Source organism: Streptomyces sp. NBC_00239 (assembly GCF_036194065.1).
In the GTDB taxonomy this organism is placed as follows: domain Bacteria; phylum Actinomycetota; class Actinomycetes; order Streptomycetales; family Streptomycetaceae; genus Streptomyces.
Window position 1 is genome coordinate 1,751,072 of sequence record NZ_CP108095.1, and the last position, 19,538, is coordinate 1,770,609.

Annotated in this window: 16 protein-coding genes; all 16 read right to left on the minus strand. The window is 72.7% G+C overall.

Annotated features, from left to right (window positions below; genetic code table 11):
• Position 1: 1 nt before the first annotated feature.
• The 16 genes from OG764_RS07655 to OG764_RS07730 all read right to left on the minus strand — a co-directional run bounded on the left by OG764_RS07655 (position 2) and on the right by OG764_RS07730 (position 19,411).
• Positions 2-1,396 carry an aspartate aminotransferase family protein gene (locus OG764_RS07655; protein WP_328967637.1) on the minus strand — a complete coding sequence of 465 codons (1,395 nt, stop codon included), beginning with the start codon at positions 1,394-1,396 and terminating at the stop codon, positions 2-4.
• Positions 1,393-3,339, minus strand: a complete 1,947-nt coding sequence (locus tag OG764_RS07660; protein ID WP_328967638.1) for a 1-deoxy-D-xylulose-5-phosphate synthase — start codon at positions 3,337-3,339, stop codon at positions 1,393-1,395. Before OG764_RS07660 ends, OG764_RS07655 begins: the two co-directional genes overlap by 4 nt.
• Before the next feature lie 53 nt (positions 3,340-3,392).
• Positions 3,393-4,415 carry an adenosyl-hopene transferase HpnH gene (hpnH, locus tag OG764_RS07665; RefSeq protein ID WP_328967639.1) on the minus strand — a complete coding sequence of 341 codons (1,023 nt, stop codon included), beginning with the start codon at positions 4,413-4,415 and terminating at the stop codon, positions 3,393-3,395.
• A gap of 5 nt (positions 4,416-4,420) precedes the next feature.
• The gene (locus OG764_RS07670) at positions 4,421-5,110 is read right to left on the minus strand and encodes a phosphorylase family protein (protein WP_328967640.1); all 690 of its coding nucleotides are present in this window, start codon (positions 5,108-5,110) and stop codon (positions 4,421-4,423) included.
• The gene (shc, locus tag OG764_RS07675; protein WP_328967641.1) at positions 5,110-7,287 is read right to left on the minus strand and encodes a squalene--hopene cyclase; all 2,178 of its coding nucleotides are present in this window, start codon (positions 7,285-7,287) and stop codon (positions 5,110-5,112) included. The genes OG764_RS07670 and shc overlap by 1 nt, the downstream gene beginning before the upstream one ends.
• Positions 7,288-7,399: 112 nt before the next feature.
• Entirely contained in the window at positions 7,400-8,512 is a 1,113-nt protein-coding gene (locus OG764_RS07680; protein ID WP_443055865.1) for a polyprenyl synthetase family protein, read from the minus strand.
• 50 nt (positions 8,513-8,562) lie between these two features.
• Complete coding sequence (hpnE, locus tag OG764_RS07685) at positions 8,563-9,936, minus strand: hydroxysqualene dehydroxylase HpnE (protein WP_328967643.1); 1,374 nt, start codon at positions 9,934-9,936, stop codon at positions 8,563-8,565.
• 160 nt (positions 9,937-10,096) lie between these two features.
• Positions 10,097-11,059 (minus strand): presqualene diphosphate synthase HpnD, encoded by a 963-nt coding sequence (hpnD, locus tag OG764_RS07690; protein WP_328967644.1) that lies wholly within the window; start codon positions 11,057-11,059, stop codon positions 10,097-10,099.
• Positions 11,056-11,976, minus strand: a complete 921-nt coding sequence (gene hpnC, locus OG764_RS07695) for a squalene synthase HpnC (protein WP_328967645.1) — start codon at positions 11,974-11,976, stop codon at positions 11,056-11,058. Before hpnC ends, hpnD begins: the two co-directional genes overlap by 4 nt.
• A gap of 388 nt (positions 11,977-12,364) precedes the next feature.
• Entirely contained in the window at positions 12,365-13,165 is an 801-nt protein-coding gene (locus OG764_RS07700; RefSeq protein ID WP_328967646.1) for an ABC transporter ATP-binding protein, read from the minus strand.
• The gene (locus OG764_RS07705) at positions 13,158-14,087 is read right to left on the minus strand and encodes an ABC transporter permease (RefSeq protein WP_328967647.1); all 930 of its coding nucleotides are present in this window, start codon (positions 14,085-14,087) and stop codon (positions 13,158-13,160) included. The genes OG764_RS07700 and OG764_RS07705 overlap by 8 nt, the downstream gene beginning before the upstream one ends.
• A 109-nt stretch (positions 14,088-14,196) precedes the next feature.
• Positions 14,197-15,069, minus strand: a complete 873-nt coding sequence (locus OG764_RS07710; protein ID WP_443056193.1) for a glycosyltransferase family 2 protein — start codon at positions 15,067-15,069, stop codon at positions 14,197-14,199.
• An 8-nt stretch (positions 15,070-15,077) separates the two neighbouring features.
• Positions 15,078-15,857 carry a CDP-alcohol phosphatidyltransferase family protein gene (locus tag OG764_RS07715; protein ID WP_328967649.1) on the minus strand — a complete coding sequence of 260 codons (780 nt, stop codon included), beginning with the start codon at positions 15,855-15,857 and terminating at the stop codon, positions 15,078-15,080.
• Entirely contained in the window at positions 15,835-16,896 is a 1,062-nt protein-coding gene (locus tag OG764_RS07720; protein ID WP_328967650.1) for an iron-containing alcohol dehydrogenase family protein, read from the minus strand. Before OG764_RS07720 ends, OG764_RS07715 begins: the two co-directional genes overlap by 23 nt.
• Positions 16,884-17,636 (minus strand): phosphocholine cytidylyltransferase family protein, encoded by a 753-nt coding sequence (locus OG764_RS07725; protein ID WP_328967651.1) that lies wholly within the window; start codon positions 17,634-17,636, stop codon positions 16,884-16,886. The genes OG764_RS07720 and OG764_RS07725 overlap by 13 nt, the downstream gene beginning before the upstream one ends.
• Positions 17,633-19,411, minus strand: coding sequence for a DUF5941 domain-containing protein (locus tag OG764_RS07730; RefSeq protein WP_328972911.1), 1,779 nt, complete (start codon positions 19,409-19,411; stop codon positions 17,633-17,635). Before OG764_RS07730 ends, OG764_RS07725 begins: the two co-directional genes overlap by 4 nt.
• Positions 19,412-19,538: the final 127 nt, after the last annotated feature.

Consider the following 19,538-nt stretch of genomic DNA (forward strand, 5'->3'; position numbering starts at 1 on the left):
GTCACCGATTCGCGACGGCCTGTTTCACCAGCGTCCGGCCGAACTCCCACATCAGCCCGCCGCCGCCGTGCGCCTCGTCCATGACCTCCCGGAAGGCCGTGACGAACCGGTCGACGTCCTTCTCGTCGATCACCAGCGGCGGAATCAGCTTGATCACTTCCAGGTGGTCCCCGGACACCTGGGTCAGGATCCGGTGCTTCTGCAGCAGCGGAACGACGACCATCTGCGCGAAGAGCCCCTTGCGGGCCGCCTGCAGCACCGACCACCGGCTGCGCAGCCCGAGCGAGGACGGCCGGCCGAACTCGATGCCGATCATCAGGCCGCGGCCCCGCACCTGGTGCAGCAGCTCGTACTCGTCCACCAGCGCCGCCAGCCGGCCGCGCAGCAGGTCCCCGGTGGCCGCGGCACGCGCCACGATGTCCTCGTCCGCCATCACGGACAGGACCGCCAGCCCGGCCGCCATCGCCTGCGCGTTGGACCCGAAGCTCGCCGAGTGCACGAGCACGCGGTCCATGGACGAGTAGACCTTCTTGAAGATCCAGTCCTTGCCGAGGGTCGCCCCGACCGGCACGTACCCGCCCGACAGCGCCTTCGCCACGCACACCAGGTCCGGCTCCACCCCGGCCTCGTGCTGGTACGCGTAGAACCGCCCGGTCCGGCCCAGCCCGGTCTGCACCTCGTCCGCGATCAGCAGTGCCTTGTGCCGGTGCAGCAGGTCCTGCGCGGCGCGCAGGAAGCCCGGCGGCGGCGCGTGCACGCCCTTGCCCTGGATCGGCTCGACCACGAACGCGGCCACGTCGCCGCGCCGCAGCTCGCGTTCGAGCGCGCCCAGGTCGCCCAGCGGGATCTGCGTGTCGGGCAGCAGCGGCGCGAAGCCGTCCCGGAAACCGCTCTCCCCGTTGACCGACAGCGAGCCGGTGGTGAGCCCGTGGAAGGCGTGCGCGCAGTACAGGACCCTGGGCCGCCCGGTCGCGTAGCGCGCGAACTTCAGCGCGGTTTCGACCGCCTCGGTGCCGCTGTTGCCGAAGAACACCCGGTCCAGGTGCGGGCTGTGCGCCAGCAGCCGCTCGGCGAGCAGGCCCGGCAGCGGCTGGCAGTCGAAACGGGTGAGGTCGGCGAGCGAGGCGTCCAGGACGTCGTGCAGCGCCTTGCGGACCACCGGATGGTGCCGGCCCAGGCCCATCACCCCGAACCCGGCGAGCATGTCGAGGTAGTCGTTGCCCTCGGCGTCCCAGAAGTGCGCTCCCTCGGCCCGTACGTAGACCTTGTCGAATCCGATGGTGTGGAGCATGCGCGGGAGCTGGTGGTTGAGGTGCCGGGCGTGCAGCTCGTACCGCTCCGCACCCCGCTCGGCCAGCAGGCGCCCCAGGTCGAACCCCCCGGACCCGTCCGTCATGTGGTCATCTCCTCGTGGTCGTCGATGGTGTTCCGGGTCAGGGCCGCGCCGATCGCCCCGGCGATCTCGACCGGCGTGAGGCCGATGTCCGCGAGGACCTCGCCGCGTTTGGCGTGCGCGAGGAACCGCTCGGGAACGCCGAAGGTGCGCAGCGGTACGTCGACCCCGGCGTCCCGCAGCGCCTGGCCGACCGCCCAGCCGACCCCGCCGGTGCGGCTGTTGTCCTCGGCGACGGCGACCAGCCGGTGCCGGGCCGCGAGCGGGGCGAGGGCCTCGTCCACGGGCTTGACCCAGCGGGGGTCGACCACGGTGACGGTGACGCCCCGCCCGGCGAGCAGTTCGGCGGCCCCCAGGCACACGGGCGCCAGCACGCCCACCGCGACGAGCAGCACGTCCCCGCCGGCCCGGTCGGCCCCTTGCGGCGCGGCGGCGCCGTCGGCGTCACCGGCGGCGGTGTGCTGCGCACCGGCCCAGCGCAGGACGTCCATGCCGCCGGCCCGCCCCACGGCGGGCACCGGCTCCCCGGCCGCCTCCTTGGGGAAGCGCAGTACGGTCGGGGCGTCGGCCACGTCGAGCGCCTCGCGGAGCTGGGCGCGCAGCTGGTCGGGGTCGCGCGGGGCGGCGATCCGCAGCCCCGGCACGACCTGGAGCAGGGAAAGGTCCCACATGCCGTGGTGGGAGGGCCCGTCCACGCCGGTGATGCCGGCCCGGTCCAGGACGAAGGTGACCCCGCACCGGTGCAGGGCCACGTCCATCAGCAGCTGGTCGAAGGCGCGGTTGAGGAAGGTGGCGTAGACGGCGACGACGGGGTGCAGGCCGCCGGTGGCCAGGCCGGCCGCCGAGGTGACGGCGTGCTGTTCGGCGATGCCCACGTCCCAGACCCGGTCCGGGAACCGCTCGGCGAAGCCGGTGAACCCGACGGGGTGCAGCATGGCCGCCGTGACGGCGACGACGTCGGGGCGCTCGGCGCCGATCCGGGCCAGTTCCGCGCCGAACACGTCGGTCCAGGACGGGCCGGGCGGCGGGCCGAGCGGTTCGCCGGTGAAGGGGTCCATCACGCCGACCGTGTGGAAGCGGTCCGCCTGATGGGCGAGGGCGGCCGGGCAGCCGCGGCCCTTCTCGGTGACGCAGTGCACGAGCGCCGGGCCGCCGCACCGGGCGGCCCGGCGCAGCGCGGACTCGACGGCGGTGACGTCGTGTCCGTCGACGGGGCCGATGTACTCCAGCCCCAGGTGCCCGAACACGCCGCCGGCCCGGGAGCCGCCGCCGGTCCCGTCGTCGGTGCCGGTCCCGCCGTCGGTGGAGTCCCGGTCGCCGCTCCCGCCGCCGCCGGCGGGACCCGTGCGCAGGGCGGCCAGGTGCTCGCCGAGTCCGCCGACGGTGGGCAGGTACGACCGCCCGTTGTCGTTGACGACGATGACGAGCGGGCGGCGGGCGTTCGCCGCGCCGATGTTGTTGAGCGCTTCCCATGCCGGCCCGCCGGTGAGCGCCCCGTCGCCGATGACGGCGACGACGCGCCCCGCCCGGGTGCGGCCGCGCCCGCCGTCGCGGGCCCGCGCGGCCTTGGCCAGCCCGTCGGCCCAGCTCAGGACCGTCGAGGCGTGGGAGTTCTCGATCACGTCGTGCGCGGACTCCTCGCGCGACGGATATCCGGAGAGGCCGCCCTTTCCGCGCAATTTGGAGAAGTCCTGGCGGCCGGTCAGGATTTTGTGCACGTAACTCTGATGACCGGTGTCCCAGAGAATTCGGTCCGTCGGCGAATCGAAGACCCGGTGCAGGGCGATCGTCAGTTCGACCACGCCGAGATTGGGCCCGAGGTGGCCTCCCGTCCGCGCCACCGCGTGGATCAGGAATTCCCGGACCTCGGCGGCGAGTTCCGCGAGCCGCTCCCCGGGGACCGCTTTCAGATCGCGCGGTCCCCGGATTCCTTCCAGGATCGACATGCCGGCCCCCCTCGTTGGCGCTGGCTACCGGGTGCTTCGGGCGGGGTGCCGGGTCAGCCGCGGTTGCCCGTGACGGTCTCCCGGGCGGCCCGGATGGACTCCTTGAGGGATCCCATGGTGGCGAGGACGGCGGTGGGCTCGTACCCGCAGTGCGCCATGCAGTTGGCGCATCGGGGGTCCTTGCCGCGGCCGTACTTGCTCCAGTCGGTGTCCTCGATCAGCTCCCGGTACGTCGGTACGTACCCGTCGCTCATCAGGTAGCAGGGCCGCTGCCAGCCGAAGAGGGAGTAGTTGGGGATCGCCCACGCGGTGCACGGGAAGTCCGCCTTGCCCTCCAGGAAGTCCAGGAACAGCGGGGAGTGGTTGAGCCGCCAGCGGCGGCGGTTGCCGCCGGCGAAGGCCTTCTTGAAGAGCTCGCGGGTCTGCTCGACGCCGAGGAAGTGCTCCTGGTCGGGGGCCTTCTCGTAGGCGTACGCGGGCGAGATCATCATCTCGTCGACCTTCAGGTCGTCGTTGAGGTAGTTGAGCACCTCGATGATGGTCTGGGGGGTGTCGGTGTTGAAGAAGGTCGAGTTGGTGGTGACCCGGAAGCCGCGCCGCTTGGCCTCCTTGATGGCGGCCACGGCCTCGTCGAAGACGCCTTCCTTGGCGACCGACTCGTCGTGGCGTTCGCGCAGCCCGTCGATGTGCACGGCGAACGCGAAGTAGGGCGAGGGCGTGAAGTTCTCGATCTTCTTGCGGAGCAGCATGGCGTTGGTGCAGAGGAACACGTACTTCCGCTTGGCCACGAGCTGTCGCACGATCTCGTGGATCTGCGGGTGCATCAACGGTTCGCCACCCGCGATGGAGACCATCGGCGCGCCGGACTCCAGGACGGCGCCGACCGCCTGCGCGACCGGCATGCGCTGCTTCAGCACCCCCGCCGGGTGCTGGATCTTGCCGCAGCCCTCACATTTCAGGTTGCACGCGAAGAGCGGTTCCAGCTCGACGATCAGCGGGAACTTCTCACGCTTGCGGAGCTTCTGTTCGAAGAGATAGGTCCCGACCCTGATGGACTGTCGCAGCGGCATGGCCATCTGGCTCACCTCCTGGGGAGCAGCAAAGAACGGTGCCAGTCGAAGAAAGCAGGTAGGACGGCACGAAGGACGCGGAAGGCCGATATTCCACCGCGTACCGTGCCGATTCGGACGAGCTCATGCTCCGGAGCGTCCACGATCACCCGGACGGCCGCAACCGGGCGCCACCCGGACTCTCCGACCGCCCCGGCCGCCGTACGGAGGGTGGCCGCGGACTCCATGTCCACGGCGACGGCGCCGCCCGCGCGCAGAGACGCCCGTTCGGCTCCCCGTACGACGTGGTCGGAGCCGGTCAGGGGGCCGGTGTGGACGGTCCGGCCCGGTACCGCGCGGGCCAGTGCCTGCACGAGCAGGCCGGTCCCGGTACAGGGGGTGCGGCCCTCCTCGTCCCGGGTCTCCGCGGCCACCACCAGGTCCCCGGGGTGCATGCCGGGGACGAGGCCGGCGCAGAATCCGGTGGCGAGTACGGCCGCGTCCCGCAGCCGGGGGGCGCCGAGGGTGCGGACCACGGCGCGTTCGGCGGCCTTGGGTCCCATGCCGGTGCGCAGCACGGTGAAGCCGTCCGGGGCGCCGTGCCGGCCGGCGCTGCGCAGCGCGAACCGCTCGATGCCGAGGGCGCAGGCGATCACCAGGGCGGGGCCGTCCACCGGTCCCGGCCCGTCCGGTGGGGTCGTGTGCCCGCGCCCCGGCTCCATCAGGGCGCTCCCCCGCCGGCGGGAACTCCGGCGGGCGTGTCGGCCGCGGCTCCCGCCGGGCCGCCCGCCGGACCGCCGCCGAACGGTTCGCCGTACAGGTAGCGGCCCAGGGCGGTCAGCGGGAACACCTGCCGGTAAAGGTGGTAGTTGATGGAGAAGTCCCACGGGAAGCCGGTGCCGGTGAAGTACGGCTCGTCCCAGGTGCCGTCCTCGCGCTGGCTCTGCGTGAGGAAGGCGATGCCACGCTCGACGGCCTTGCCGTCGCGTTCGCCCGCCGAGAGGAGCGCGAGCAGGGCCCACGCGGTCTGCGAGGCGGTGGACACGCCGCGGCCGGCCCAGGCTCCGGGGTCCCGGTAGGAGCGCTGGTCCTCGCCCCAGCCGCCGTCCTCGTTCTGTACGGCCTCCAGCCAGGTCACGGCCCGCCGGACGGCCGGGTGCGTCCGGGAGATCCCGGCGGCGACCAGGGCGGGCACCACCGAGCCGGTGCCGTAGACGTAGTTGGTGCCCCACCGGCCGAACCAGCCGCCGCCGGGCTCCTGTTCGGCGAGCAGCCAGTCGATGCCCCGCCGGGTGCGCGGGTCGGCGGCCCGGCCCTCGACGGCGAGCATCTCGACGACGTGGGCGGTGACGTCGGCGGACGGCGGGTCGATGACCTCGCCGAAGTCGCAGAACGGCAGCCGGTTGGGCAGCGGGCTGGTGTTGTCCGCGTCGAAGGCGCCCCAGGCCCCGTTGCGGGACTGCATGCCGAGGTTCCAGGACACCCCGCGGGCGATCGCGGCTTCGACCCGGGACGGGTCGGGGTGCTTGATGCGGCGCAGCGCCAGCACCACTTCGGCGGTGTCGTCGATGTCGGGGTAGGTGTCGTTGTGGAACTCGAAGGCCCAGCCGCCCGGTTCGAGGCCGGGCCGGCGCACCGCCCAGTCCCCGGTGCGGCGGATCTCCTCGCCGAGCATCCAGTCGGCGGCCTTCACCAGGGCCGGGTGGTCGGGCCTCAGGCCCGCGTCGGCCAGCGCGATGGCGGCGAGGCAGGTGTCCCACACGGGCGACTGGCAGGCCTCGATCATCCGGGCGCCGTCCTCGCGCCAGACCGCGAACCGGTCGAGCGACTCCAGGCCCGCGCGCATCACCGGGTGCCCGAGGTCGTAGCCGAGGAGGTGCAGGGCGATCACGGAGTACACGGCGGGGGGCTGGATGCCGCCCCAGCAGCCGTCGTTCTCCTGGCGTTCGACGATCCAGCGGCCGGCCGCGTTCATGGCCGCCCGGCGCACCGCGCGGGGCGCGACCCGGTGGTAGAGGTGCATGGCCCGGTCGAGTCGCTGGAAGGCTCCGTCCCAGCTCAGCGCGGGGGCGAGCGGCCGGGCCGGGTTGGGGCGGCGGGCGTCGGTGTGCAGCTCGTCGAGGGCGAAGGGGGCCGGGCGCACCGGGCGCTTCGCGGAGACGACGGTGAGCGGCACGATGGTCTGCCGGGCCCAGCAGCCGAAGTCGTAGATGTTGAGCGGGACCCAGGAGGGCAGGAAGATCAGTTCGGGCGGGAGTTCGGGCAGGTCCTCCCACCGCCACCAGCCGAAGAGCGCGAGCCAGATCCGGGTGAAGACGCGGGCGGCGGCGATGCCGCCGTTGGCGCGGATCCAGGCGGAGGCCCGGGACATGTGGGGCGCGTCGGGTGCGTCCCCGGCGAGCCGGAGGGCGACGTACGCCTCGATGGTGGCGGAGAGTTCGGGCGGCCCGCCGTGGAAGGTGGCCCAGGTGCCGTCGTCGCGCTGCTCGCCGCGGATGAACAGGGCCGCGGCCCGGGTGACGGCCTCGTCGGAGATCCCGAGGAACTGGCGCAGCAGCAGGTCCTCGGCGTCCATGGTGACGTTGGTCTCCAGGTCGCCCTTCCACCAGCCGGCCGCGTCCTGGCGGGCCAGCAGGGCCCGGGTGGCGCGGGCGGCGGCCTCCTCGGCGGCCCGTTGGGCGGTGCCCGCCGCGACCGGGCCTGCGTCACCGCCGCCGGCCCCGGCCGGCGCCGGCCGCCCGACCGCTCCCGCCGTTCCCCCGGCACCCGTTCCCCGGGCGCCCGGTGCTCCGGCGGTTCCCGCCGGGCCCGGTGCACCCGGCGGGCCCGGTCGTGCCGTTCCGCTGGCCGCGTCCGCGCCGGGCGCAGCCCCGCCGCTTCCGTCGGTCGTCGCTGTCATGCCTTCCCCTTCCCGCAGTGTCCTCTGCTGTGCTGGGGTCCGACGTCGGCCGGCGCCCGGTCACGGACGGAGAGCGCCGGCCGGCGACTCGCGATTCATCTCCGAACGGTGATCATCTCTTGCGGACGACGACAAAGTCCGCAAGCGCCACGAGCTGATCGCGGACAAGCTGCGGCATGTCGACCTCGTCGAGCGCCTGTACGGCAACGGCGTGCTGACGCCGGGCCTCCTCCTCGGTCCAGCGGCGGCCGCCGGCCTCCTCGATGAGGGCGGCGCGGGCGGCGAACTCCTCTTCGGAGAAGCTCGCGAAGTCGGTGATCTTGGCGTCGGCGGCGAGCAGCTCGCCGAGGCGCTCGGAGGCGGGTCCGCCCGCGGCGAGCGCGGCGACGACCGGCAGGGACTTCTTGCGCTGGCGCAGGTCGCTCCAGGTCTGCTTGCCGGTGGCGTCGGGGTCGCCCCAGATGCCGAGGAGGTCGTCGACGGCCTGGAAGGCGAGGCCGAGGTGGTAGCCGTACTCCTCCAGCTTGTCGGCGGTGCGGTCGTCGGCGCCGCCGAGCACGGCGCCGATGGAGACGGCGCAGGCGAGCAGGGCGCCGGTCTTGTTGCCCTCCATCTCCAGGCACTCCTCGACGCTGACGCGCTCGCGGTGCTCGTACGAGATGTCCTGGGCCTGGCCGTCGATGAGCTTGCGGGTGGCGGTGGTCAGGCGGCGGGTGGCGCGGCCGGCCTCCACGGTGCCGAGCTCCAGGAGGAGTTCGTTGGCCAGCGCGAACAGCGCGTCGCCGACGAGGATGGCCTGGGCCGGGCCGTGCACCTTCCACACCGTGTCGCGGTGGCGGCGCTGCTCGTCGCCGTCCATCAGGTCGTCGTGCAGCAGGGAGAAGTTGTGCACGAGTTCCACGGCGACCGCGCCGGGGATGCCGACCTCGGCGGCGGCGCCGGCCGCCTCCGCGGAGAGCAGCGCGAGCGCCGGACGGACGGCCTTGCCGCCGTCGCCGTCGGCGGGGTTGCCCTCGGCGTCGATCCAGCCGAAGTGGTAGGCGGCGACGGTGTCCATGGGCGGTGCGAGGCGGTCGACTGCCGCGCGGAGTACGGGAGTCGACAGCGTGCGGCCGCGCTCCAGGAGCGCGAGCGTGTCCGCTTTCTCGGCGCCGGCGGGACCGGCGGCGGGCGCCGCCGGCGCCGTCTTCGCCGCGTTGTCGACAGCCGGGTTCCCCGGGTTCACTGGTTCTCCTCTGGTTCCTGTACGTGCCGTCGTGCCTGACGTGCTGATCGTCATGCCGCCTCCTGCAGCGGGTGTTCGCGGGGGCGGCCGAGTGCGGCCAGCGCGGCGTGTGCCGCGGTGAGACCGCTGCGGACGGCGCCCTCCATGGTCGCGGGCCAGCCGGTGGCGGTCCATGCCCCGGCCAGAAACAGGCCGGGGGCGTGGGTGCGGGCCGCCGGGCGCAGCCGGCCCACGCCGGGGGTGGGGGCGAACGTCGCCGTCCGCTCCCGTGTGACGAAGAAGTCGCGGATCTTGGCGCCGCGCGCGGCGGGCAGCAGCCGCTCCAGTTCGGGGAGGTACTTGGCGCGCAGCACGGAGACGGGTTCGTCGATGTCGTCCTGTGCGGCGGACTGGGAGAGCGCAAGGTACTGGCCGCCGTCGGCGAGCCCGGAGGTGTCGGTGCGGTCGAAGACCCACTGGACCGGGGAGCCGAGCGCGGCGAAGAAGGGACGTTTGAGCACCTTGCGGTCGTAGACCACGTGCACGTTGAGGATGGGTGCGGTGCCGATGTCGAGGAGGGTGTCCGGGTCGTCGAGGGTGCCGTGCGGCAGCAGGCCGTGGGCCTCCCGCTGGGGGACGGCGAGGACGACCGTGCCGGCGTCGAGCGGGCCGGTCTCGGTGGCCACCCGCCAGCCGCCGTCGTCGGTGCGGGCGATGCCGGTGACCCGGGCCCGTGTCTCGGTGCGCACGCCGGCCGCGTCGAGGGCCTTGCGGGCGAGGGTGTCGTGGATGTCGCCGAGCGGCACGTGGGCCCAGCCGATGTCGGCGGCGCCCGGCTCGGAGAGCAGGCCGGTCTTGAAGACCATGGCGGCCAGGCCGAGCGAGGACTGTGCGGCGGTGGCGTTGAGGGTGGCGATGCCGACGAGGTCCCACAGCGCTTCGACGGCGCGCGGGGTCTGGCCGTACCGGCCGAGCCAGGTGGCGAAGTCCACGCCGTCCAGGGCCGGGTCGGCCGGGTCGAGGGAGCGCAGCGCGAGGGCGGCGCGTCCGACGGCGGCGCGTTCGGCGAGGGAGAGGTGCGGGTAGCGGGCGAGCGCCCCGGCCAGGTGCAGGGGTACGGGTAGCGCGCTGCGGCGCAGCCGGCCCAGCCGCGGCCCCTTGGGGTGCGCGACGTCGAGGACGGGTACGTCGAGGCGGTCCTGGAGGGGGGCGAGGGCGGCGCCGTCGACCCGGTCGAGGAACCACCGGTAGGCGGTGCAGCAGCGCAGGTACACGTGCTGGCCGTTGTCGACGGTGAGGTCGCCGCGCTTGAAGGAGAAGGCGAGGCCGCCCAGCCGCGGGCGGCCTTCGAGCAGGGTCACCTGCAGTCCCGCGTCGGCGAGTTCGAGTGCCGCGGTCACTCCGGCCAGTCCGCCGCCGACGACCACCGCGTGGTTCGCGGTCATACGCCCTCCTGGGATACCGGGCCCGTCCGCTCGGGTCGTGCGGGTGTTGACTTGGGGGACGCAGCCGCCGGCGCCGGGGTTGCGTGCCGCTTGCGGCCGTTCGTCTGTTCTGCCGGTGTTCCGGTGTTCTGTCTCACCGCACTGCTCGTCGGACTGCTCATCAGACCCGCCTCCTGGCCGCCTGGCGCGAGATGGTCCGCGCGTCGAGCCCCGACAGGCCGCGCACGGCGACGTACGCCTTCTCCCGCACGGGAAGCGAGACGCGTCCGCGCAGGACCGCCTCCGGCTCGCGTTCGATGCGGTCGAGCAGGCGGCGGTAGATCCCGGCCATCGCGGCCACGCACGCGCCGCTGCGCCGGTCGAGCATCGGCAGCAGCCGGTACCCTTCCGCGAACAGGGCCCGGGCGCGCCGTACTTCGTGGTGGACGAGCCCCGCGAAGTCCGAACCGGCCGGCATCCGGCCCGTACCGGAGTCCCCGAGCCAGTCCGCGTCGCAGCCGAACTTGGCGAGGTCCTCGGCGGGCAGGTAGGTGCGGCCGTTGCCCGCATCTTCCCGGACGTCCCGGAGGATGTTGGTGAGTTGGAGGGCGAGACCCAGTGTGTCGGCGTACTCGGGGGCGCGTGCGGCGTCGCGTGCGCCGGGCGCGGTGCCGAACACGCCCAGGGAGAGGCGTCCGATGGCACCGGCGACACACCGGCAGTAGCCCTTCAGGTCGTCCCAGGTCTCGTACGTCTGTCCGCGGACGTCCATGAGGACGCCGTCGATCAGCTCGTCGAGGCCGTCGAGCGGGATCGGGAAGCGGCCGGCGGCGTGTGCCAGCGCCACCGCGACCGGGTCGGTGTCGTCCTCGTCGACGCGGCCGTCGCGGACCCGGGCGAGCAGCGCGCGCGTCTCCTCCAGACGGATCAGCTTGGCGTCGTCGGGCAGGGTGCCGTCGCCGATGTCGTCGACGCGCCGGGAGAAGGCGTACAGCGCGGACATCGCGTGCCGCTTGTCGGCGGGCAGCAGCCGGATGCCGTAGGCGAAGTTGCGCGCCTGGGCGCCGGTGACGGCCTCGCAGTAGCTGTATGCGGCGAGTACGGGTGCGGACACGTGCGGCTGGCCCTCCACAGTCGGGCTCACCCCTCTCTCGGCGCGGTGCGCAGAACGGCGCCGACCTCGCGGAGCAGGCCGGTTTTGGTGGGCTTGGGCGGGCCGGGCGCCACGTCGAACCCGGCCCGCTCGATCGCCTTCAGGGCCGCGCGGCCGCCGCCGACGAACCCGGCGAGCAGCAGCCGGAGCCTGCCGTGGACGCTACCCACCAGCGGGGTGCCGTCATTCAGCAGGGCGCGGGCACGTTCCGCCTCGAAGGCGACGAGGGAGCGCAGCGACATGCCGGCGGAGGGCGCCTTGAGGTCGGCCTCCGTGACGTGGAAGCGGCGCATGTCCTGGGCCGGGAGGTAGATCCGGTCCCGGGCGAGGTCCTCGGTGACGTCCTGGAGGTGTTCGGCGATCTGGAGCGCGGTGCAGATCCGGTCGGAGTGGCGGACCCGCTCGGGGGTACTGGTGCCGGTGATCGACAGCACCAGCCGGCCGACGGGGTTCGCGGACAGCTCGCAGTACGCGAGCAGCTCCTCGTACGTCTCGTAGCGGCGGACCCGCTGGTCCTGGCGGTTGGCCTCGATCAGGCCGAGGAAGGGCTCGGGGGTCAGCGCGTACCGGGCCGCGACGGGCTGCAGGGCGCGCAGCAGGGGGTGGCGCGGGGTGCCGTCGAAGACCCGGCCGAGGTCGGCCTCGAAGGCGTCGAGCATCGCGAGGCGGTCGTCCGCGCGGTCGGCGCCGAGGCCGAGGAGTTCGGCGTCGCGGCCGCCGGGGGCCAGGTCGCCGTCGCCGATGTCGTCGACCAGGCGCGCGTACCCGTAGACGGCCGTCAGCCCGGCGCGCCAGGCGCGGGGGACGAAGAAGGGGGCCACGGGGAAGTTCTCGTCGGCGGCCTTGCCGAGCGTGGCGCGCGCGTGGTCCGCGTCGGTCCGGGGACGGGTGCCGGGTGCCGGCGTCACCGGCCGCCGCCCGCGGCGGGGACGGCTCGTACCCGGAGGGGCAGGAGAATTCCCGTAGCCATTGCCGTCACATCTCCCGTTCTACACTGCTGACTCAATACATCCTATTTCGGACACGCCGCCGGTCCGCCCCGGGAGGGTGCCCTCTCGGCTATGGGGAATCGTCCCCACTTGCCGCGATTCAGCACCGGTCCAGCTTACGTTGTACAACGCGAACCGGCCCCACCGGGTGTACGCCCCGTTACGTGATGTCGCGGCCCCCGCGCGGCCCCGCCGCACGCAGCACGGGACCCCCGCCGCAAGTGCTGCGGCGGGGGTCCCGCGACGAGCAGAGGAGCCGGCGGGGCGTGCGGCGCGACCCCCTGGGAGCCCCGCCGCGCCGGGCCGTCTAGCGGCTCGTCTCCTTCTCGTACGCCTTCACGACCTCTTCGGTGGGGCCGTCCATCAGGAGCTCGCCCTTCTCCAGCCACAGGACGCGGTCGCAGGTGTCCCTGATCGACTTGTTGCTGTGGCTGACGAGGAAGACCGTGCCGGCCTCCTTGCGGAGCTCGCGGATGCGCTCCTCGGAGCGGATCTGGAAGCGGCGGTCACCGGTGGCGAGCGCCTCGTCGATCATCAGCACGTCGTGGTTCTTGGCGGCGGCGATCGAGAAGCGCAGGCGGGCGGCCATGCCGGAGGAGTAGGTGCGCATCGGCAGGGTGATGAAGTCGCCCTTCTCGTTGATGCCCGAGAAGTCGACGATGCCCTGGTAGCGCTCCTTGATCTCCTCGCGGGACATGCCCATCGCCAGGCCGCCGAGCATCACGTTGCGCTCGCCGGTCAGGTCGTTCATCAGCGCCGCGTTGACGCCGAGGAGCGAGGGCTGGCCGTCCGTGTAGACCTTGCCGGACTCGCACGGCAGCAGGCCGGCGATGGCGCGGAGCAGGGTGGACTTGCCGGAGCCGTTGGAGCCGATGAGGCCGATGGCCTCGCCCCGGTACGCGGTGAAGGAGACCCCGCGCACCGCGTGCACCTTGCGGACGCCCGGCTGCTCGCCCTTGCGTCGGATTATCTTGTTGAGCGCCGCGGTGGCGCTGCCCTTGCCGCCGCCGCCCGCGTTGACGCGGTAGACGATGTGGACGTCGTCCGCGATCACCGTGGGGATGCGCGCGCCGTCCGGGGCGTAGTTGGGGGAGAGTTCATCAGCCACGGCCGTAACGCTCCTCAGCCTTCCAGAAGTACACGAAGCCGCCGAGGCCGATCACCACGGCCCAGCCGACCGCGAAGGCCCACACGTGCGGCGGCAGGAACGACGAGTCGTACTTGTCGATCAGGGCGAACCGGATGAGGTCCATGTAGATGGCGGCGGGGTTCCACTGGAGCACGTCCGCGACCCAGGCAGGCGCCTCCTTGAGGTACTCGCCGATGGAGAACATGACGCCCGACGCGTACATCCACGTACGCATCACGAACGGCATCAGCTGGGCGAGGTCCGGGGTCTTCGCGCCCGCCCGCGCCATGACCATGGCGAGTCCGGTGTTGAAGACGAACTGCAGGAACAGCGCCGGGATCACCAGCAGCCACGACAGGCTCGGGTAGTTGCCGAAGCCCACCGCGACGATGAAGACCACGATCATCGAGTACAGCAGCTGCTGGAGCTGCTGGAGCGAGAACGAGATCGGCAGCGAGGCGCGCGGGAAGTGCAGGGCGCGCACCAGGCCGAGGTTGCCGGAGATCGCCCGGACACCGGCCATCACCGAGCTCTGCGTGAAGGTGAACACGAAGATGCCCATGACCAGGAACGGGATGTACGTGTCCTGGTCCATGCCGCGGCCGGCCTTCAGGATCAGCCCGAAGATCAGGTAGTAGACCAGCGCGTTCAGGAGCGGAGTCGCGACCTGCCAGATCTGGCCGAGCTTGGCCTGGCTGTACTGCGCCATCAGCTTGGCCGAGGAGAAGGCCAGGATGAAGTGGCGGCGGCTCCACAGCTCCCGCACGTACTGCATGAGCCCGGGGCGGGCACCGCTCACCGACAGGCCGTACTTCGCGGCGAGCTCCGCCGGGGTCAGCCCCTCGTCGGGAGACGGCGGCTTGCTCGTGGCGAGGGCGCCGTCGTGGGTTGTGTCACTCACAAGTTGAAACTTTCGTCTTCAAGATGCGCAGCAAGGGCGGACATCGGGCTCTGGGCCCCGTGCCCCGGGAGTGTCCCGGGGTACGGACATGCTCCCAGAAGCGGGCTCGTCAGATGACAGGTGGTCGGCCCAGCCTGGTCAGCCGCCACACGGTGCGCCACTTCATGGGGCGCCGGGGCCCGCACGGAGTGGCCCAGCCCTCGCGGAAGCCGCCGAACCAGGCCTTGAGCGCCGGGCCCGAGGGCTTGCGGAGCAGCGTGAGCAGCATCCACACCCCGAGGTAGGCGGGGACCAGGGGGGCCGGCAGGTTGCGGCGGGCCAGCCAGACCCGGTTGCGGGCCACCATGCGGTGGTAGACCGCGTGCCGGGAGGGCGCCGTCGTCGGGTGGTGCAGGACCATGTCGGCGCGGTAGTCGATCAGCCAGCCCGCGTCGAGCGCGCGCCAGGCCAGGTCGGTCTCCTCGTGCGCGTAGAAGAACTCGCCGGGGAGCTCGCCGACCTGCTCGAACACCTTGGTGCGCACCGCGTTGGCGCCGCCGAGGAACGTGGTCACGCGCGAGGACCGCATCGGGTCCGAGGCGCGCAGCCGCGGCACGTGGCGGCGCTGGGTGACGCCGGTGTCCGGGTCCGCGATGCGGAAGCTGACGATGCCCAGCTCGGGGTCCTCGGCGAAGGCGCGCCGGCACAGCTCGGCCGTGTCGGTGCGGGCCAGCAGGCCGTCGTCGTCGAGGAAGAGCAGGGCGTCCACCTCGCGGCCGCCGGGCCCGAAGGCCTCGATGCCCGCGTTGCGGCCGCCGGGGATGCCCAGGTTCTCGGGCAGGTCCACCGTACGGATGCCCTCGGGCAGCCCGGTGATCTTGACGCCCTGGCCGACCACGACGACCTCGACCGGGTCGCCGTCCTGCTTGGCGACCGAGTCGAGCAGGGCGTTCAGCTCGTCCGGGCGGTTGCCCATCGTGATGATGACGGCGCCCAGCCGCATCGCGGTACTCACTTCAGCCTGCTGGAGACGAGGACGGAGACCAGGTGCAGCACGGTCTGCAGCAGCGCGATGCCGGCCAGTACGGCGACGCCGAGCCGCGAGTAGAACAGGTCGCCGCGGACCGAGTCCACGACGGCCAGCGCCAGGATCAGGAACGACGCCTCGATGCCCAGGATCAGCCGGTGGAACTTCAGCGCCGACGCGGCCCGGCGGGCGAGGGCCATGCCGGAGGAGCGCGGCTCGGCCGCGGCTTCCTTCACCGGCGGCAGTCCGCCCTGGTGGCGGGCGACGCCGACCAGGTCGGTCTCGGCCTTGATCAGGATCGCGCCGAGTGCCGCGAGGGTGCCGAGGAAGGCCCACAGCCAGTCGATCCGGCCGGTGCCCCACAGGTCCGCGGCGCGCAGGCCGAAGCCGACCAGGACCGCCGCGTCGCACAGGTAGGCGCCGACGCGGTCCAGGTACACGCCGGACAGCGAGAACTGCTGCTTCCAGCGGGCGAGCTCGCCGTCGACGCAGTCGAGCAGCAGGTAGAGCTGCACCATCACCACGCCGAGTACGGCACCCCAGACGCCCGGCACCAGCAGGGCCGGGGCGGCGAGGACGCCGGCGAGCGTCATCAGGTAGGTCAGCTGGTTGGGCGTGACCTTGGTGGTGGCCAGGATGCGGGTGATGCGCAGAGAGATCTCGCGCATGTACAGGCGCCCGCCCCAGTGCTCTCCGCTGCGCCGGTCCTTGACCCCCGCGGGGTGCACGACCGGACGGAGCTCAGCTACGGATGGTCTTGGCATAGTCGGAGTAAGCGTCCCTGATCTCGGCGGCGGACAGGTTGAGGTGCTCCAGGATGGTGAAGCGTCCCGGGCGGGTCTGCGGGGCGTACTCGACGGCCTTGACGAACTCGTCCACGCTGAACCCGATCTCCTCAGGCAGCACCGGCAGCCCGTGGCCGCGCAGCACCTCGGTGAAGAGCCCGGCCTGGTCGCGGGCGCCGCGCAGGTGCATGGCGAAGGCGGCGCCGATGCCGACCTGCTCGCCGTGGAGCGCGGAGCGCCCCGGGTAGAGCAGGTCGAAGGCGTGGCTGATCTCGTGGCAGGCGCCCGACGACGGGCGGCTGTCGCCGCTGATCGACATGGCGATGCCGGAGAGCACCAGGGCCTCGGAGAGCACGGTGAGGAACTCGTCGTCGCCGCAGCCGCCGGGGTGGCGCAGCACGGACTCGCCGGCGGTGCGGGCCATGGCGGCGGCGAGGCCGTCCACGGGCTCGCCCGTCAGGCGGTGCGAGAGCTCCCAGTCCGCGATCGCGGAGATGTTGGAGATCGCGTCGCCGATGCCGGCGCGGATGAACCGCACCGGGGCGTCCTTGATGACGTCGAGGTCGATCACCATGGCGATCGGCGTGGGGACGCCGTAGGAGCCCCGCCCGTTGTCGTTGTCGAGGATCGACACCGGCGAGCAGATGCCGTCGTGCGAGAGGTTGGTGGCGACGGCCACCATCGGCAGCCCGACCCGCGCCGCGGCGTACTTCGCCACGTCGATGATCTTGCCGCCGCCCAGGCCGACCACTGCGTCGTAGCGGCGGCCCTTTATGTCGTCGGCGAGCTTGACCGCGGAGTCGATCGTGCCGTCGACGACCGGGTACCAGTCGGCGTGCGGCAGTACGGGCTCCAGCTTGGCGCGCAGCGCCTGGCCGGATCCCCCGCTGATGGCGATCGCGAGCTTGCCGGACGCCGAGATCCGCTGGTCGGCCAGGAGGCCGGCCAGGTCGTCCATGGCGCCGCAGCTGATGTCGACGACGACCGGCGACGGGATGAGCCGCGTCAGTACTGGCATGCGATCGTCCGGCCCTTGGCGAGGTCGTCGTGGTTGTCGATCTCGACCCACTTGACGTCGCCGATGGGGGCCACGTCGATGACGAAGCCGTCGTTGACGAGCTTCTGGTAGCCGTCCTCGTAGTAGAGGTCGGGGTCGCGCTCGAAGGTGGCCTTCAGGGCGTCGGCCAGCGCCTCGGCGGCGTCGGGCTCGATCAGGGTGACGCCGATGTACTCGCCGGTCGCGGTGGCCGGGTCCATCAGCTTGGTGATCGTGCGGACGCCCTGGCCCTCGGCGGTGATGACCTTCATCTCCTCGTCGGCCAGGTGCTTGACCGTGTCGAGGGCGAGGATGATCTTCTGGCCGTTGCCGCGGGCGGCGAGCAGGGTCTCCTCGACGGAGACCGGGTGCACGGTGTCGCCGTTGGCGAGGATGACGCCCTTCTTCAGGACGTCACGGGCGCACCACAGGGAGTAGGCGTTGTTCCACTCCTCGGCCTTGTCGTTGTCGATGAGCGTGATCGACAGGCCGTACTTGGCCTCCAGCGCGGCCTTGCGCTCGTACACGGCCTCCTTGCGGTAGCCGACGACGATCGCGACCTCGGTGAGGCCGACCGCGGCGAAGTTGCCCAGGGTCAGGTCGAGGACCGTGAGGCTCTCCTCCTGGCCTTCGGGGCCGACCGGCACGAGGGCCTTGGGAAGGGTGTCGGTGTAGGGACGCAGGCGGCGTCCGGCACCGGCAGCGAGTACAAGGCCGATCATGCTGGTTCTCCTTCGTCATGTACGGCGGGTGCTCCGGAAGAGACCCAGAACCGGATGCTCTCGGCGAGCACCACGAGTGCCACGAACACGGCCAGGGCCGTGAGCGCGACGGGGAAGTCCGTGTTGCGCGCGAGGACGGCGGCCAGGGCCGTGGTGATCAGCACCCGGCCTTCGTGGCCGCCGGTCGTCCGCACCAGCCAGTGCGGGGGCGCGCCGGTGCCGCCGCGGATGCGGTACACCGTGTCGTAGTGATGGTAGGCGACCGCCGCCACCAGGCCGAATGCCGCCGGCAGGGCCCCGGGCACGTCCGCCTTGGCGGCGAGCAGCAGCACCGTGCCGTACTCTGCGGCCCGGAAGAGCGGCGGCAGCAGCCAGTCCAGGGCGCCCTTGAGGGGCTGCGAGACCGCGTTCCCCGCGAGCACCGCGTACAGCAGGGCGGCGTAGACGACCGTGGGGCTGCCGAACGGCTCGGTCCAGGCGGCGCCGGTCACGACGACCGCTCCGACCAGGGCGAACAGCAGGCGCAGCGGGTGCGCCGGGCGGGCCGTGAGGCGGGCGACGAGCTCGCCGAGCGGGCCGGTGTCGGCGAGGTCCGCGAGCGCCTGCGCGGCCCGGTCGGTCCGCTTCGCCTTGCGGGTCAGGGAGCGCAGGACACGGCCCGCGGTGGTGTAGAGGGCGCCGAAGGCGCAGCCGATCAGGAGCGCGTAGAAGGTGATGCGGGGGGTGGTGGCCGCGGTGAGGACCGCGATCATCGCCCAGCGCTCGCCGATCGGCAGGATGATCATCCTGCGGATCCAGACCGTCCAGCCGACGCTGTCGAGCTTGCCGGACAGGGCCGCGGTGGGGCTCGTGTTGGCGGTGGCGTCGTGGTTCGCCTCGTTGAAGGAGAAGTCCACGACGTGCCGGCAGGTCATCAGCACCATCGAGCCGAGCGCGAGGGCCCATACGTCGTCCCCGCCGCGGGCGGCGCCGAGCGCGAGGCCGGCGTAGAAGGCGTACTCCTTGGCCCGGTCGAAGGTGGCGTCGAGCCAGGCGCCCATCGTCGAGTACTTGAGCGCGTACCGGGCGAGCTGCCCGTCGGTGCAGTCGAGCACGAAGGAGACGAGCAGCAGCACGCCGGCGGCGATGTAGCCGGTGCGCTCGCCGGTGGCGGCGCAGCCCGCCGCGATCAGCGCGGTGATCAGCGAGGCGGTGGTGACCTGGTTGGGCGTCAGCCCGCGCCGGGCGCACCAGCGTGCGATGTAGCGCGAGTACGGGCTGATGAAGAAGGTGGTGAAGAAGCCGTCGCGGGACTTCACGGCGGTGCGCAGGCGCACGGCCTCGTCGTCCACGGCGGCGACGGCGGCCGCGGCCGCGGTCCGGGCTCCGGGGTCCTGCGGCACCTCGGCGACGAGGGTGCCCAGCTCGGGCCGCTGCACGGGGGTGCCCGCGGACTCCAGGGCGGCGGCGAGCCGGTCCGGGAGGTTGGCGGTGAGCGGGTCGGGTTCCGCGGCGGCCGCGGTGAGCTCGGCCCGCAGCGGCGCCTGCACCCCGAGCGCGCCGGGGATGGCGCAGGCCTCGAAGCGCGGGTCGGTCAGCGCGAGGCGCAGGGCGTGGGTGTGCCCGACGAAGCGGCTGTCGACGAGGGCGACCCGCTCGGCGGCGGGCAGCGCGGACAGCACGTGGCCGGCGTCCCACGGGGCGGGGGCGTGGCGCACGTCGAAACCGAGGGAGCGCAGTTCGCCTTCGAGCGGCGATCCGGGGACCGGCGGGCCGGTGAGGATGGCGGTCGGCAGGACGGACTCACTCCTTGGGACAAGTGCGGAACGGGCGCCCGAACGGGGGCGGCGACACGTCCGGCAGAGGCTATCGGATGAATGGAAGGGGGCGTTCATCACCCGTTTACGCCCCGATAAGCCGATG

Bases quoted from the DNA above. Each gene is read 5' to 3' on its own strand.
- OG764_RS07660 (WP_328967638.1), bottom strand. From the start codon at position 3,339: ATGTCGATCCTGGAAGGAATCCGGGGACCGCGCGATCTGAAAGCGGTC.
- shc (WP_328967641.1), bottom strand. From the start codon at position 7,287: ATGACAGCGACGACCGACGGAAGCGGCGGGGCTGCGCCCGGCGCGGAC.
- OG764_RS07725 (WP_328967651.1), bottom strand. From the start codon at position 17,636: ATGATCGGCCTTGTACTCGCTGCCGGTGCCGGACGCCGCCTGCGTCCC.
- hpnE (WP_328967643.1), bottom strand. From the start codon at position 9,936: ATGACCGCGAACCACGCGGTGGTCGTCGGCGGCGGACTGGCCGGAGTG.
- OG764_RS07655 (WP_328967637.1), bottom strand. From the start codon at position 1,396: ATGACGGACGGGTCCGGGGGGTTCGACCTGGGGCGCCTGCTGGCCGAG.
- hpnH (WP_328967639.1), bottom strand. From the start codon at position 4,415: ATGGCCATGCCGCTGCGACAGTCCATCAGGGTCGGGACCTATCTCTTC.
- OG764_RS07710 (WP_443056193.1), bottom strand. From the start codon at position 15,069: ATGCGGCTGGGCGCCGTCATCATCACGATGGGCAACCGCCCGGACGAG.
- OG764_RS07670 (WP_328967640.1), bottom strand. From the start codon at position 5,110: ATGGAGCCGGGGCGCGGGCACACGACCCCACCGGACGGGCCGGGACCG.
- OG764_RS07715 (WP_328967649.1), bottom strand. From the start codon at position 15,857: ATGCCAAGACCATCCGTAGCTGAGCTCCGTCCGGTCGTGCACCCCGCG.
- OG764_RS07720 (WP_328967650.1), bottom strand. From the start codon at position 16,896: ATGCCAGTACTGACGCGGCTCATCCCGTCGCCGGTCGTCGTCGACATC.